This window comes from Streptomyces sp. NPDC000075 (genome assembly GCF_040301925.1).
Lineage (GTDB): Bacteria > Actinomycetota > Actinomycetes > Streptomycetales > Streptomycetaceae > Streptomyces > Streptomyces polychromogenes.
In genome coordinates this window covers 18,398-32,539 of record NZ_JBEPFL010000011.1, presented here as the reverse complement: position 1 = coordinate 32,539, position 14,142 = coordinate 18,398, and the positions used below count along the sequence as shown (strand labels likewise).

Genomic DNA, 14,142 nt, shown 5'->3' with positions numbered 1-14,142 from the left:
TTCGTTGATAGGGTGTTGAGTCATGGACAAGAACGGTGCCGTACAGCTGGTCGCGAATTACATCGCGATATGGAATGAATCCGACGACCGGCTCCGGCAGGCCTTGATCGAGGAAGTGTTCACCCCGGACGCGAGGTACACCGATCCGAACATCGCGGCCCGCGGCACATCCGCCATCGCCGGTTACCTCGCCGGGGCGCAACGCAGCTTCAAGGGGATGCACTTCACCTCCGGCACCGTCCTCGCCCATCACGACGCGGTCCACTTCTCCTGGCAGGTCGGCCCCGCCGGGGGCGCACCCGTGGTGAGCGGGTTCGACGTCGCCATCCTGGAGGACGGCCGGATCGCCCAGCTGTACGGCTTCTTCACAGGCTACTGACCCATTCTTCCGGCGCATGGTCACCGGGAAACGAATTCGTTCCGACGACCAGCGGAAGCGCCCGCAGAAGGCGCGCCCGTTTCGTTGATCCGGAATCGGGATCGCCGAAAATCCGGTGGAAAGTCCTCCACGTGGATTCGGCGATGCAGTCCCCGATCGTTTCGATCAGGTTCTCGAACAGCCGGCCGACGGCATCGACCGACAGGGGCTCCAGCAGGATCCGCGTGCTGTTCCACCGCCCCAGCCCCCAGTGGGGGAAACGGCGGTGGAAGTCCTCGTTGGCGCAGGCGACGATCAACAGCATCCCGGACTGGGTGCCTGCGCCGAGCCGGTCGAAGAAGGCGAGGGTGGCCTCGTCGGCGAGATGCAGGTCGTCCACCGCGATGACGACGGGGTGGTGGAGAGCGAGCGCCTGCACGAGGCCCTCCGCCTCGCCCTCCCGGCACACCTCCCCGGGCCTCCCGGCCCCGGTCGCCCCGGTCGCCCCGGTCGCCCCGGTCGCGACCGGGAGGCCGGCGGCCCGGTGGTACGACCGCAACGACTCGATCACCGCGAGCGGGTCGATGCCCACCGACCGGCTCACCCGGTACTTCACGACGAACGGAGCCGCCCCGGCCTTCTCCTCCAGCAGCTGGCAGAACTCCATCAGGAGACGGCTCTTCCCCGTGCCGTGGTCGCCCAGGACGGTGACCAGATGGGGAAGGCTGCGCTGCTCGACCCGTTCGAAGGTCCGTTGCAGGATCTCCATCTCGTGGTCCCGGTCGATGAACGGCTTGGTCTCGACGGGGTACTCCACCGAACGTGCCTCGGCGACCCAGTACGGCAGCTTGTCCGCCGCCATCGTCAGGTACGAGACCTGGTCGAGCGTGAGCGACCTGGTCCGGTCGGACACCCAGATCGTGCCGGCCGGGACCTGGGGGAATATCTCCCAGCACTGGTCCAGCAGCGTGCCGTTGACCGAGACCCGGGTCCGGCGGGGGGCGGGGTCGAAGTGCCGCTGCAGCTCACCGGTCGCCACCATGGCGCGGATGGTGAGCCCGTGGCGGTTCTCGTCCGACATGTCGAGGCTGTCCCGCAGGAGCAGGGCGAGCTGGGTGGCCCGTGCCGCGCCCTCCCCCGGGTCGTCGAGGTCGAACAACGCGATCGTGGCCGAGCCCACGGAGGCGAGGACCTCTCCCCCACAGCATTCGACACCCGCCCTGACCAGGGTGTGGATCCCGTCGAGGAGTTCGTCGACTCCGGCGGGGTGTGCCGTACCCACCTCGGACCCCACGTGGGCCCGGACGATCATCACCGTCACCTCCCGGCGGTGCGACAGCGCCGGGGAGGGCGGCAGAGGGCCCCCGCCGGCCGTCGCGTCCATCAGGCCGTGCACGAGCTCCTCCTCGCCCCCGCCCTCGTCCGGAGCCGCCTGCGGCAAGGGCCGGGGAGCCGCCTCGGGCGCCGGCGGCCGCTCGGCCGCCTCCGGCACCTCGCCGACGGCCGCCGCACGTGAGGTCTGGTCGAGCGTCGGGTCGTGCGACAGGATGCGCCCTTGCAGGTCCCGCAGCCACGGACCGGGCTCCAGGCCGAGCTGGTCGACGAGTTCGAGGTGCATACGGTGATAGACGTTCAGCGCCTCGCTCTGCCGGCCGGACCGGTACAGGGCCAGCATCAGCAGCCCGCGGGCCCGTTCGCGCAGCGGTTCGGCCTCCACCATTTTCTCGATGCCGCTGATCACCTCACGGTGCTGACCGCAGTCCAGCTTGGCTTCGAAGTACAGCTCCTGGGCGTCGATCCGCGCGTTCTCGACGATGTTCGACTCCGGCCAGACGATCCCGGATTCCGCGAGGTCGGCCAGGACGTTCCCGCGCCACAAGTCCAGTGCGTCCCGGAGGACCGCGGCCGCCTCGGCCGGGAGCCCGTCGGCCATCTTCTTGCGCCCGAGCTCCAGCAGCCGGGTGAAGACGTGCACGTCGACCATCTCCTGGTCGACCTGGAGCATGTAGCCGGGAGAACGTGTGATCAGCGCGGGCTGCTGCTCGGGGACGCGAAGCGACCGCAGGACCGACCTCAGCGACCACACGGAATTCTGGAGGATTTTCCTCGCCGTGATGGGCGGATCCCCGTCCGGCCAGAGGGAATCGACTAAGCGACTGGTCGCGACCACCTGATTGGGTTCGAGGAGAAGACGCCCCAGCAATGCACGCTGCTTTACCCCGCCCAGAACGGCCCGCTCACCGTCCCGGACGATATCCAATGGGCCGAGCACGCGAAATTGAATCATGATGACCCCCGTTTGCCATGACCAAGAAATGCCGACGCCGACGGTCCGCGCAGGGCAGCGGGACGGAGCGGCCGAACGCTCTCCGGGCCCCCGCCCTCTCGACCGGGGCGGCACACCCACCGTGGTGAACGACGCTGTTCACACACGGGACACCGCGCCACGAGCGTGACGCTCACGCGAGGGCGATCATTCCGGGCCGCACCGCAGGGCCGCACCGCCGGACCGCCGACAGCGGCCGGCGCGCGCCTATCTGGACGACGCGCCAGGACCCGGCGGACGGACACCGGCGCGACCGGACACACGAGTGATTCGATGCGGTCGACATCGCTTCGCGCCCATCCGATCCCCCTCGCCCGCACCTAGGTATAAGTAGCCGGATATTAACACTTGATCATTGCCGAGCGCAACGATGTTCAGACGGGCGACTGAATCCCAACTTCCGCTACCATGCCAGAACTTTACCTGGCTCGAATATCCTCAGAATGCACCACTTTCCCCTCGCCGTTATCAATACGGGCGGCCGATTTTTTTCCGCCCCACCACCCGCACCGCCACCCGCACCGCCACCCGCACCGCCACCCGCCGCGCAGTCCGTGCAGGTGAGGGACCGTCACGTTCCTGCCACAACTGTGGCGGTTTGGCCGGAGATCCATGGCCCGGCTGCCACGGCTGTGGCAGGATCGGCGGTGAAGGGCCCCTGCCGTGGCCCTGTCCTTCCGGCCGGGCCGGGAGGAGTCGTCATGCGTGGACCTCGGGGGAACAGCCGGTGACAGAAGCCTTCCCCGTACCACCCGCGCCCGCCCCCCGGCTGGCCACGGCCGTCGAGCGGGTCGTCGGGCTGGGGGCCAAGCTCGGCCGGAGCCGGGACGAGGTGCTCGACCCGGAGACGCTGAACCGGGCCTGCGGGGTTCCCCTCGACGTCGTACGGGCGCTGCTCCAGGGGCGTGCGGCCGGTGAGCCCGACATCCACGAGCGGTTCCGCCAGCGGCTGGACCTGCTCCACGAGACCCACCGCAAGGACAACGGCCGCAAGTACTCGCACGGGGAGATCGCCCGCGAGAGCGGTATCTCCCGGCAGCAGGTGCAGGCCCTGCTCGGCGGGGACCGCCGCCCCACCATGGACCACTGCGCACGGCTGGAGCGGTTCTTCGGCCGCCCGGCCGGGTTCCTGCAGTCGGAGGACGCCGAGGCGCTCATCTGCGCGCTGGCCGGCGTCGAGAAGACGCTGCTGCGGGAGTACCAGGAGCACAGCGAGCGCAACGCCCTCGCGGCGGCCGGTGCCGGGCGGCGGCCGAGCCTGTACGAGCGGCACGGAGTCGACGGCATCGCGCTGCGCGCGGCGCTGCTGCCGGACCGGGCCCGTACCAAGCTGCTCGAATGGCTCGACCAGTACATGGACGAGTGCCTGGGTGAGGGCGCCGGCGGGAGTACGGACGGACCCGCGCCGAAACCGGGCAACCGGCCGGACCCCGGGCCGGACACGGTGTCCGGCGGCGTCACCGCCGGCGGCGGGCGGGGCTGAGGACGTGGGCGACCTCCGCCGGGCTTCACGGCGCGGACGGGGGGCTGGTCGGGCGGACGGCCGTCGTGCGGGGCGGTACGGGCCGGTCGCGTGGAATCCGCGGGGTCGCGTTCCTGCTCTCCGTGGGAGAGGGGCATAGAGGAGTCGGGTGTGTTCAAGCAGCGCGAGATACGGCAGTCCGTCAGCGCCATGGTGGGCGGGCTCGGCCATCTGAAGTCCCCGGTGGCGGCCGAGGTGATCTGCCGCGCGCTCTGCGAGGCCATGGGCCGGCGGCGCGGGCGGAAGATCGAATTCCGCGCCACGTCCTTCCCTCCCGGCACCGCCAGCGGCCTCGCCCTGAACCTCGGGGACCGGGACCTGATCATCGTCGAGCAGCGGACCGTGGCAGAGCACCAGATCGTCATCACCGGGCACGAACTGCGCCACCTCGAACTCGGCCACTGCCACCGGCACGTGTCCGAGGGCTCCGTGGCCGCCCGGCTCCTCCACCACGACGCCGACCTCCAGCAAGTGGTCGCCTCCGCGCTGGCGGTGGCCGGCCGGCAGAGCCCCGTCCTGCTGAAGGAGGACGGGACCGCCGCCCGCAAGCACCGGATCGAGGAGCGGGCGGCGGAGCGCTACGGGCTCGAACTGGCGCACGCCGTACGGCACCTCCTCACCGTCTCCGACGCCCCCGAGCTCGACCGCGGGACCCGCTCCGGCCGGATCGAGGCCGCGCTCTGCAACCGAGGGGTCCGAGGCTGACCGTGCCCGATCCGACCGTTGTCTTCCCGACGGTGCTGGGCGGCCTCGCCGCCCTGCTCCGGCTCCCCGGCCTGCTGAGGAACCCGCGCGATCCCCTGCTCCGCGCCGTCATGGCCATGCTCGTGTCCTGCGTGGGGGTGTTCTTCTTCACCTCCGTCCCGGTGGTCGCGAAGGTCAACGAGCTCACGGGCGTCCCGAACGCCGCCGCCCCCTTGGACTACTTCTGGGCCATGGCCTGCGCCGCGTCGGGCATCGTGCTGGTCATCAACTGGCGGGGCGGCTCCCCCGAGCGGATCCGGCGGGCCACCCGCTGGTGCATCGCCGGCTACGTGGCCCTCTGCGTCGCCATCGCCGTCCTGTTCTGGCTGGCGGAGGCACCCGTCGAGCGGCTGCGGGACCTGGACACCTACTACGCCGACACCCCGTACATGCGCGAGATGATCGTCCTCTACCTCGTCGGCCACACCGCGGCGTCGACCGTCATCGCCTCCCTGTGCTGGCGCTGGCTGCGCCACGTGGGAGGAGAACTGAGGGCCGGCCTGGCCCTCGTGGTGGCGGGCTACGGCCTCGCGATCTGCTTCGGCCTCCTGAAGTTCACCGCCCTCGGCGCCCGGTGGGCCGGGGCGGACTGGGACGTCCTCAGTACCGAGGTGGCCCGGGCCTTCACCTCGGCGGCCGGGCCCCTCATCGCGACCGGCATGGTGCTCCCGATCGTCGTACGGCGCTTCCGTGGACGCTGGCAGGACTGGACCCGCTACCGGCGGCTGGAGCCGCTGTGCCAGCTGGTGGGCGGGCTGGCACCGACGCCGGCGGCCGTCAGCGTGCCGCTGCTCGCGTCCGTGGGCGTACGACGCCTCCAGCGCGAGTCGCTGATCCACGACGGGCTGCTCACCCTCAACCCCTACTTCGACCTGGGCCTGCGGGCGCGCGCCCTGGCCGAGGCCGTCGCCGGCGGCGCCGCCGCCGACCACGCGGAGGCCGGCGCGGACGCCGTCATGGTGCTCGCCGCGGTGGAGACGATGCGCGCCGACCCCGAGGGGCGGGTGATCGCCTCGTCGCGGACCCTCCAGGAGCCGGCGGGCGAGGACCGCGACCTGGTCCGCATCTCCCAGGCGCTCGCGCACACCGCGAAGAGGACCGCCGCCGTCCGGGCGGCAGCCGGGGGGGCCGTCCGTTGAGCAGCGTCTACTACTACCTCCCCGCCCTCCTCCTGCTCGTCTCCTTCGCGGTGCGGGTGCCCGGGCTGGTGCGGCACTGGCGGGATCCGCTGGTCCGTTCCGTGGGCGTGGTGATCCCCCTCGGCGCCGTGGTGTTCTTCTTCGCCGCGCCGCCGACGGTGTCCGAGGTGAACGCCCTGACCGGGGTCGCCAACTTCTCGGCCCCGCTGGTCTACGCCGTCGTCACCGCCGGGAGCGCCGGCGTCATCAACCTGATGCTGACGTGGCAGGGCGGGCCGGAGGAGCGGCGCCGTGCGGCCACCCTCTGGTGCGCCGGGGTCTACGGGGCGGTGATCGTGGCGCTGCTGGGGCTGTTCGCCCTCGGCGACGCGCCGGACGAGCGGCTCCAGGACTTCGACACGTACTACTCCACCACCCCGTACCTGCGCGAGATGATCGTCCTCTACCTCGTCGCGCACGCGGTGGCGACGGCCGTCCTGTCGGTGCTGTGCTGGCGCTGGGCGCGCGAGGTCACCGGTCTGCTGCGCGCCGGGCTCGTCCTCATCGTGGCCGGCGGGGTCCTGGGCATGGGCTACACGGCCGGCAAGCTCCTCGCCGTCGGCGCGCGCTGGACCGGCCACGACTGGGACGGCGTCAGCACCACGGTGGCCCCGTCGCTGGCCGCGCTCTCCTCGCTGCTCCAGTGCGTCGGGTTCGCCCTCCCCGCCATCGGCCAGAGCCTGCTCAAGCAGTGGCGGCTGCGGTCGCGGTACCACCGGCTCGGCCCGCTGTGGGAGATCATGCGCGAGGTCATCCCGTACGAGCTGGTGCGCATCCCCCCGTGGTCCTCGCTGAGCAGGCGCCACCTGCGGCGGACCTGCGACATCCGCGACGGCCTGCGGCTCCTCGCCCCCTACCTCGAAGGGGGTACGGGGCCGGACGAGCGGGTGCTGACGACGGGGCCGGGCGCGCTGAAGCCGGAAGCGGCGGCGCACGCGGCACTGGTGATCGCCGCGTTCGACTCCCTCCGTACCCGTCCCGGCGACTGCGACGGCGGCGGTGTGGAGGGGCTGATCGACAGTGACGAGGGGCTCGTGCGCCTCTCCGAGGCGGTACGGGTCATGGCGGCGCGCGGGGGCTTCGCGTCCGCCGGCCAGGGCGGCGGCGGGCACGGCCGGCCCCCGGTGGCCCGGAAGACGGTGTCGTGATCGGTACGACGGGTACGGCTCCCGCGGGACCGGCCCGCAGGCGGGCCCTCGTCATCGGCGGCGGGCTGGCCGGGATGCTGGCGGCCGCCGCGCTGCGCGGCGCGGTCGAGGAGGTCCTCGTCGTCGAGGGCGACGAGCTGCCGGACGGGCCGCTCCCCCGCAGGGGGCTTCCGCAGGCACGTCACGCGCACATGTTCTGGAGCGGCGGCGTCCACGCCGCGGAGGCGGTGCTGCCGGGGATCACCGACCGCTGGCTGGCGGCGGGCGCGAACCGCATCCCGATCCCGACCGGGATGGTCGCGCTCAGCGCCCAGGGGTGGTTCCGGCGCTGGGGCCGCGAGACCCACTTCGTCCTGGGGTGCAGCCGCGACCTCCTGGACTCCGTCGTCCGCGACCACGTCCTGGCCCCGGGCGGGGTCACGGTCCTGTCGCGGACCCGGGTCGAGGGCCTGACCGGCAGCGCCTCGCGCGTCACCGGGGTGCGGGTGCGCGGACTGGACGGCCGCGAGCGGGCGGTGGAGGCCGACTTCGTCGTCGACGCGAGCGGCCGCGCCTCGCGGACCCCCCGCCACCTGGAGCGGCTGGGCGTGCGTCCCGCGCCCGAGCGCTCGCTGGACCTCGGCCTGGTCTACGCGACCCGTGTCTTCCGGGCGCCGGAGGGGGCCGCGGGTTTCCCCATCGTCAGCGTGCAGTCGGATCCGCGCAGCGGGCGGCCGGGGCAGAGCGCGAGCATCCTGCCGGTCGAGGACGGCCGGTGGATCGTCACGCAGACGGGCACCCGGGCGGGCGAACCGAGCGGGGACGCCGAGGACTTCGCCGCGTTCCCGCGCGGGCTGCGCCATCCCGTGGTCGGGGAGATCCTCTCCGGCCTGGAGCCCCTCACCGACGTGTCCCTCAGCCGGAGCACGCGCAACACGCGCCGGTACTTCGAGCGGGTGCGGGACTGGCCGGAACGTTTCGTCGTCCTGGGCGACGCGCTCGCGGCGTTCAACCCCCTGTACGGGCACGGCATGTCGGTCGCCGCGCAGACGGCCGCCGTCCTGCGCGGGGCGGTCGACGCCCACGGGGTGGAGGCCCCCGGCCTCGCGCGGCGGGTGCAGCGGGCCATGGCGAAACCGGTCGACGCGGCCTGGGAACTGGCCATGGGGCAGGACGTGTTCTATCCGGAGGCCCGGGGCGGCGGGCCGAGCCTCAAGGACAGGGTCCTGGCCCGCTACGTGGACCGTCTGGTGAGGACGAGCTGCGGACGGTTCAGCATGGTGGAGGACCTCTCGGACGTCACCTCGCTCCAGGCGCCGCTGACCACCCTGGTCCGGCCGCGCGTCCTGCTGGGAGCCGTACGGGGACCGCAGTACCCGCCGCTGGACGGGCCGCCCCTGACGGCACGGGAACTGGCCGTGGTCCACGGCGGGGGCGCCGCCGGCTGAGGTCGCGCCGGGCGGAAGGCCGCGCGCTCGGGGGTGGTGCGTGCGGGCGGGTTGACCACGGAAGGGTGGACATCGGCGCGCGGACGCGCCGATTGCCCCGAATCCCTTCGCCGGCGGCACCCGTTGGGAGCAAGATGGGACCGGGCAGAGACGCACCGCCTGGTGGGGCGTGATCTCAGTGGGGTGAGGAAGATGGTCTGGCGGCACACGGACGCGGAGACCCCCGTACGGCGCGGCGCCGACGGACAGTTCTACGTGGCCGCTCGGGACGTCACCGCGATGCTCCGCGACATGGCGCGGACGTTCGACCTGCACGCACAGTCCGGCGACTCCGCCTGGGCGGTGGACGGCGAGTCGGCCCCGGCCCGTCTGGACGAGGACACGATGCGCACGGTCGCGAGCATCCTGCGCGCGCAGGCGGACGAGATGGACGTCCAGCTCATCGCCATCGCCGACGAACACCGCTTCGGCTGAGGCCGGTCCGGACCGGCCGGACCGGATCAGGTCGCGGCGGGAACGTACCGCGCCACCGCGAGCCCGGCCGGTTTCAAGGCCGGTTCAGGCCCCACGTCTGCAGGACGAAGGGCCGCCCCTTCTCCTCCCCGGTGATCGCCGGCACGTCGAGCAGCGTGAAGCCCGCCTTGCCGGCGACGGCGACGCTGGCGGTGTTCTCGGCCTCCACCTCCAGGATCACCTGCTCCGAGCCCCACTCCTCGAACGCGTACGCGGCCATCACCCGCACCGCCCGCGCCGCGAGCCCCTGACCCCGGTGCGCGGGACCGACCGCGTAACCGATCTCCGTACCCTCGGGGGAACGCCGCAGCATGATCTCGCCCAGCGGCGCGCCGCCGTCGAGGGTGATGGCGAGCAGGATGGTCGTACCCTCGCGGCGCAGCTCCCGGGCCCGGACCAGCCGGGCGCGGGCCGCCGCCTCGTCGAAGGGCGAGACGATGGGCGTCCAGTACGCGATGTCCGGGTGGTCGAACAGCCCCGGCATGGCACCGAGGTCCGCCTCCGTCCAGTCCCGCAGGACGAGCCCCTCCCCCGACAGCTCGATCCGCTCGGGCAGGGGCGACGGGCTGCTGCTGCTCATACTGGGGGACCTCCTTGGCCGGTTCATGACGAGGCAAGATAACCGGCGAAGGGGCATCCGCACGCATGTTTTTCCACCGTCGGGCACCCACGGGGGCACGGCGGGGCCGAAACGGGGTGGGGAGCCGGCTACTCCTGCGGTCCGATCACCGAGTCTCGCTCGGCGTACCAGCGCAGGGAGTCGCGGATGCCGTCCTCGACCGAGTGCTCCGCCTTCCAGCCGAGCAGCTCGCGGGCGAGGTCGACGCGGGCGTAGGCGCCCGCCGTGTCGCCGGGCCTGCGGTCGGTCTCGACCGCCGCCAGAGGGGAGCCGGTGACGGCCTCGAAGGCGGTGACGAGTTCACGGACGGTCGTTCCGCGGCCCGTGCCCAAGTTGATGACCCGGTACGGGGTGGTGCGCGTGACGGCCTCGAACCGTTCGACGGCCCTGACGTGTGCGGCGGCGAGGTCCCAGACGTGGACGTAGTCGCGGATGCCGGTGCCGTCGTGGGTGGGGTAGTCGGTGCCGGTGATCGTGAACGGTTCGCCCGCGTGGTGCACGTCGATCATCTTGCCGAGGGCGTGCGTGGGCGTGCGGATCTGGAGGCCGGTGCGGAGCTGCGGGTCGGCGCCGATCGGGTTGAAGTAGCGCAGGGAGATGACGTTGAGGGTTCCGGCCGCCGCGACGTCGCGCAGGATCGTCTCGAAGGTGGCCTTGGTGCGGGCGTACGGGCTGAGGGGTTCGAGGGCGGACTCCTCGTCGACGGAGAAGTCCGAGGGGTCGGCCCGGTAGATGGAGGCCGAGCTGCTGAAGAGCAGGTTGCGGCAGTCGTTGCGGACGAGGTGTTCGAGGAATCGGATGCCCTTGGCGACGTTCTCGCGGTAGTAACCGAGCGGGTTGGCGACCGAGTCGGGGACGACGATCAGGGCGGCGCAGTCGACGGCGGTCCGGATGCCGGGGTGCTCGGTGAAGATCCGGTCGATCAGGTCCCCGTCGCTGATGTCGCCCTCGTAGAAGATGCGGCCGTCGGTGAACTCGCGGCGGCCGGTGGCGAGGTTGTCGAGGATGACGGGGGTGATGCCGTGGTCCGTGCAGGCGGAGGCGATGGTGCTGCCGATGAAGCCGGCGCCCCCTGCGATGAGTACCTTCAAGGGTCTGCTCCCTGTTCCTCGTTCGTCGGTGCGGTCGTACTACCGGTTCAGGTCCTGCGGAGCCTAGCCGTTGTGCCGCAGGCGGCCGGGGCGGCTAGGTGAGGCCGCCGTCGCTGCGGAGCAGCTGGGCGTTGATCCAGCCGCCGCGCGCCGAGCAGAGGAACGTCACCAGGTTCGCGCAGTCCTGCGGGGTGCCGAGGCGGGCCAATGGTGTGGCGCGGATCAGGTCCGTCTTCTGCTCCGGGGTCATCCATCCGGTGTCGGTCGGGCCGGGGTCGACCGCGTTGCAGGTCACCCCGAGGTGGGCGAGCTCGCGGGCGGCGGCCAGCGTGATCCGGTCCAGCGCCCCCTTGCTGGCCCCGTAGGGCAGGTTGCCGACGGTGTGGTCGCTGGTCAGGCTGATGACGCGGCCGCTTCCGTGGGGGCCGCGGAAGCGCAGCCCGTACTCGCGGATCAGGAGCCACGCCGCCCGCGCGTTGACGGCGAAGTGCAGGTCGAAGCTCTCCGGGGTGGTGTCCAGCAGGCCGGAGTCGACCGACTCGCAGTGGCTGAGCACCAGCGCGGTGACGTTCCCCAGCGCGTCCTCCACGCCGTCGAACAGCCGGCCCGCCGACGCCTGATCGCTCAGGTCCGCCTCGATCGCGAGCGTCCTCGCCCCGAGCGCCGCCGCCTCCTCCCGCAGCGCGCCGGGCGCCGCCGGATCGCCGCCCCACCGCATCCGCGCGTCGTACGGGGTCCAGTAGGTGAAGGCCACGTCCCATCCGGCCCGGGCCAGGTCCAGCACCACGGTCGCGGCGATCCCCGCCGCCCGCCCGGCCCCGGTCACGAGCGCGACGGGCCGCCGCCCTGCGGACGCCTCGTGTGTGTCGTCGTTCATGCCCCCATCCTGAGGCGCAAGGGCGGCAACCACGAGCACCTGTTCTGCGACGGAATCTCCCCTCCCCCACTACCACCCCGCCCTTCCCGGTGTGATCATGATCTTTTCCGAAGCCCCGTCCCACGGAAGAGGAAGAACACCCCCGCGCACCCGCACGCACGAACTGACGAATGAGCTGACAGGTGTCCAAGCAAGACCAGGCCATGCGCCGCCATTTCCACGAGGCCGCCGCGCGGCGCGGATTCTCGATCGCCCCCGCCCAGGAAGCCGCCGTCGAGCGGCTGTCGCGTCTGGCGGGCGAACTCGCCCGGCCCGCCTGGACGTTCCCGAAGCCGCCCCGCGACCTGTACGTCTGGGGGCCGGTGGGCCGGGGCAAGAGCTGGCTGGTGGACGCCTTCTACGAGGGGCTGCCCGACGGCCGCAAACGCCGCCTGCACTTCCACGACTTCTTCCGGCGGCTGCACGACGGGGTGACCCGGCCGGGAGCCCGCCATGACGGGCAGAGCGCCGTCGACGGCGCTCTCGACGAGCTGATCGGGGACAGCCGCGTCCTGGTCTTCGACGAGTTCCACGCGCACGACGCGGGCGACGCGATGCTGATCGCCCGCCTCTTCCGCACGCTGCTGGACCGCCGGATCACCCTGGTCACGACGTCCAACTACCCGCCCGCCGGCCTGATGCCGGACCCGCTCTACCACCACCTGTTCGAGCCGACGATCGCGCTCATCGAGCAGCGGATGGACGTCCTGGACGTCACGGGCCCGGTGGACTTCCGCCGCCTACGCGTACCGGAGGAGGCCGGCCGCCGGTTCGCGACGGGCCTGTGCCTGCCCCCGGACGACACCGCGCTGGACGCGCACGGTCTCACCGCCCCGGCGCCCGCCGAGGCCACCGCCGTCCGGGCCCACCTGCGGGAGCTGCCGGCCCGGGCGGTGCGCGACGACCTGGTCTGGCTCGGCTTCGACGCCCTGTGCGAGGCCTCGACGGCGGTGCCGGACTACCTGGCCCTCGCCGAACGGTTCGCCACCCTGGTCCTGGACGGCGTACCGCCACTGGCCGAAGCCTCGGCGGACGGCCGACAGCGCTTCGCGAACCTGGTGGACGTCGCCTGCGACCGCGACGTCCGCCTGATCCTCATCGGCTCCGACCCCCTGACCTCCCCCCTCCCCACCGGCCAGACCCCACCCCGCGACCTGGACCGCACGGCAAGCCGCCTGTCGATGCTCAGGCGCCCGGACGGGGTACGGGGGGCCGAGCGCTGACGGGAGCCGGCGGAGGGCCCGTCAGGTCACGGGCGGGGGCCGGTCTCCCGCGCCACCCACTCCAGGTACGCCTCGGACCCGCCCTCGACGGGGAGCACGATCCACTCGGGCACGTCGTAGGAGTGCTCGCGGTGGACCCACTCCGACAGGGCCTCCAGGCGCTCGCGGGGCGTCTTGAAGGAGATCCGCCACTCCGTGGCCGTTTCGAGCCCGCCCTTCCACCAGTAGGTGGCCTGGATCGGAGCGTCGACGTGCGAGCAGGCGGCCAGCCGGGCCTCGACGGCCCCACGGGCCAGCCGTCGCGCGGCGTCCTCGTCATCGATCGTCGTCTGCGCGATCACCACGCCGGTCGTCGCCACGCTTCCCCATTTCTGCCGTGTCCGCCCTGTCGGACGACCCTAACCCCGTCGCCCTTCAGCGGAAGTCGGGATCGACGCCGTTGGTGCGTACGGCCAGTACACGGTGGAGCGGCGGCACCAGTTCCCGGTGGGTGACCGCCAGGAGCTGAGCGGGTACCGCGCCCGCGAGGAGACCGGCTACGTATGCGTGGGCTTGCGCCGGGGACAGCCCGGTCACCTTCCGGCGAAGGGCCCGAACGGCCGCCGCGCGCCCGTCCGCGGCTTCGGCCTCCGCCCGTAGTTCCTCGTGCAGGTCATCCACCGGCGTGCGGACCGGCAGCCCCCGGATCCGACCCCGGTAGTCGTCCTCCCATGCCCCCCGGACCTCGGAGACGGCTCCGATCGAGTGCAGGCCGCCGTCGGCACGGTCGACGAGATAGGGGCCGTGTCCCACCAGCATCCGCGCGCGGTCGCGCGTTCGCGCGTACTCCTCGGACTGGACGTAGACCTTCCAGACGAGCTCGTGCTCGGCCACGCGCACGATCACCATCCGCCGGAGCCGCCCCGCACCGGCGGCGGCCTGCGCCTGGTGGCGACGTTCCAGATGCTCCTCGACGAGGCGTACCGCGTCATCCTTTTCGATCACGATCGCAGCATCGCCCGGCAGGCCGGCCCGGCGCCAGCGGATTCACCGCCGCCAGGCCCTCTCACCCGCAGTGGCCCCGGAAAACCGGCGCGC

General features: G+C 72.3%; 14 protein-coding genes. 8 read left to right on the top strand and 6 right to left on the bottom strand.

Features of this window, described 5'->3' with window-relative positions; genetic code table 11:
• The first annotated feature begins 22 nt into the window (after nt 1-22).
• Nucleotides 23-379, top strand: a complete 357-nt coding sequence (locus tag ABT403_RS15285) for a nuclear transport factor 2 family protein (RefSeq protein WP_344152514.1) — start codon at nt 23-25, stop codon at nt 377-379.
• On the opposite strand, the gene ABT403_RS15280 is transcribed toward ABT403_RS15285, so the two are convergent.
• Nucleotides 366-2,444 carry an ATP-binding protein gene (locus ABT403_RS15280; protein ID WP_344152511.1) on the bottom strand — a complete coding sequence of 693 codons (2,079 nt, stop codon included), beginning with the start codon at nt 2,442-2,444 and terminating at the stop codon, nt 366-368. The genes ABT403_RS15285 and ABT403_RS15280 overlap by 14 nt on opposite strands.
• A gap of 967 nt (nt 2,445-3,411) precedes the next feature.
• On the opposite strand from ABT403_RS15280, the gene ABT403_RS15275 reads away from it, so the two are divergent.
• From ABT403_RS15275 to ABT403_RS15250, 6 genes are all read left to right on the top strand, one after another.
• A complete protein-coding gene (locus ABT403_RS15275) occupies nt 3,412-4,167 on the top strand; it encodes a helix-turn-helix domain-containing protein (protein ID WP_344152508.1) in 756 nt (251 codons plus the stop codon).
• Between the two features lie 150 nt (nt 4,168-4,317).
• Nucleotides 4,318-4,911 carry a toxin-antitoxin system, toxin component gene (locus ABT403_RS15270; protein WP_344152505.1) on the top strand — a complete coding sequence of 198 codons (594 nt, stop codon included), beginning with the start codon at nt 4,318-4,320 and terminating at the stop codon, nt 4,909-4,911.
• 2 nt (nt 4,912-4,913) lie between these two features.
• Nucleotides 4,914-6,089: an MAB_1171c family putative transporter gene (locus tag ABT403_RS15265; RefSeq protein ID WP_344152502.1), complete on the top strand. Its 1,176-nt coding sequence runs from the start codon at nt 4,914-4,916 to the stop codon at nt 6,087-6,089.
• Nucleotides 6,086-7,276: an MAB_1171c family putative transporter gene (locus ABT403_RS15260; protein ID WP_344152499.1), complete on the top strand. Its 1,191-nt coding sequence runs from the start codon at nt 6,086-6,088 to the stop codon at nt 7,274-7,276. Before ABT403_RS15265 ends, ABT403_RS15260 begins: the two co-directional genes overlap by 4 nt.
• Nucleotides 7,273-8,703, top strand: a complete 1,431-nt coding sequence (locus ABT403_RS15255) for an NAD(P)/FAD-dependent oxidoreductase (protein WP_344152496.1) — start codon at nt 7,273-7,275, stop codon at nt 8,701-8,703. Before ABT403_RS15260 ends, ABT403_RS15255 begins: the two co-directional genes overlap by 4 nt.
• A gap of 183 nt (nt 8,704-8,886) precedes the next feature.
• Complete coding sequence (locus tag ABT403_RS15250; RefSeq protein ID WP_344152493.1) at nt 8,887-9,177, top strand: hypothetical protein; 291 nt, start codon at nt 8,887-8,889, stop codon at nt 9,175-9,177.
• Between the two features lie 73 nt (nt 9,178-9,250).
• Here ABT403_RS15250 and ABT403_RS15245 read toward each other — a convergent pair whose 3' ends face one another.
• The 3 genes from ABT403_RS15245 to ABT403_RS15235 all read right to left on the bottom strand — a co-directional run bounded on the left by ABT403_RS15245 (nt 9,251) and on the right by ABT403_RS15235 (nt 11,803).
• Nucleotides 9,251-9,796 (bottom strand): GNAT family N-acetyltransferase, encoded by a 546-nt coding sequence (locus ABT403_RS15245; protein WP_344152490.1) that lies wholly within the window; start codon nt 9,794-9,796, stop codon nt 9,251-9,253.
• A 128-nt stretch (nt 9,797-9,924) separates the two neighbouring features.
• The gene (gene galE, locus ABT403_RS15240) at nt 9,925-10,926 is read right to left on the bottom strand and encodes a UDP-glucose 4-epimerase GalE (RefSeq protein WP_344152487.1); all 1,002 of its coding nucleotides are present in this window, start codon (nt 10,924-10,926) and stop codon (nt 9,925-9,927) included.
• A gap of 94 nt (nt 10,927-11,020) precedes the next feature.
• The gene (locus tag ABT403_RS15235) at nt 11,021-11,803 is read right to left on the bottom strand and encodes an SDR family oxidoreductase (RefSeq protein ID WP_344152484.1); all 783 of its coding nucleotides are present in this window, start codon (nt 11,801-11,803) and stop codon (nt 11,021-11,023) included.
• Nucleotides 11,804-11,985: 182 nt separating this feature from the next.
• Here ABT403_RS15235 and zapE point away from each other — a divergent pair, with 182 nt between their 5' ends.
• Complete coding sequence (gene zapE / locus ABT403_RS15230; protein WP_344152481.1) at nt 11,986-13,065, top strand: cell division protein ZapE; 1,080 nt, start codon at nt 11,986-11,988, stop codon at nt 13,063-13,065.
• 26 nt (nt 13,066-13,091) lie between these two features.
• Here the strand turns inward: zapE and cutA are convergent, their stop codons facing one another.
• Both cutA and ABT403_RS15220 read right to left on the bottom strand, forming a co-directional pair.
• A complete protein-coding gene (gene cutA, locus ABT403_RS15225; protein WP_344152478.1) occupies nt 13,092-13,424 on the bottom strand; it encodes a divalent-cation tolerance protein CutA in 333 nt (110 codons plus the stop codon).
• 55 nt (nt 13,425-13,479) lie between these two features.
• Entirely contained in the window at nt 13,480-14,049 is a 570-nt protein-coding gene (locus ABT403_RS15220; protein ID WP_344152475.1) for a YrhB domain-containing protein, read from the bottom strand.
• Between the last annotated feature and the right edge of the window lie 93 nt (nt 14,050-14,142).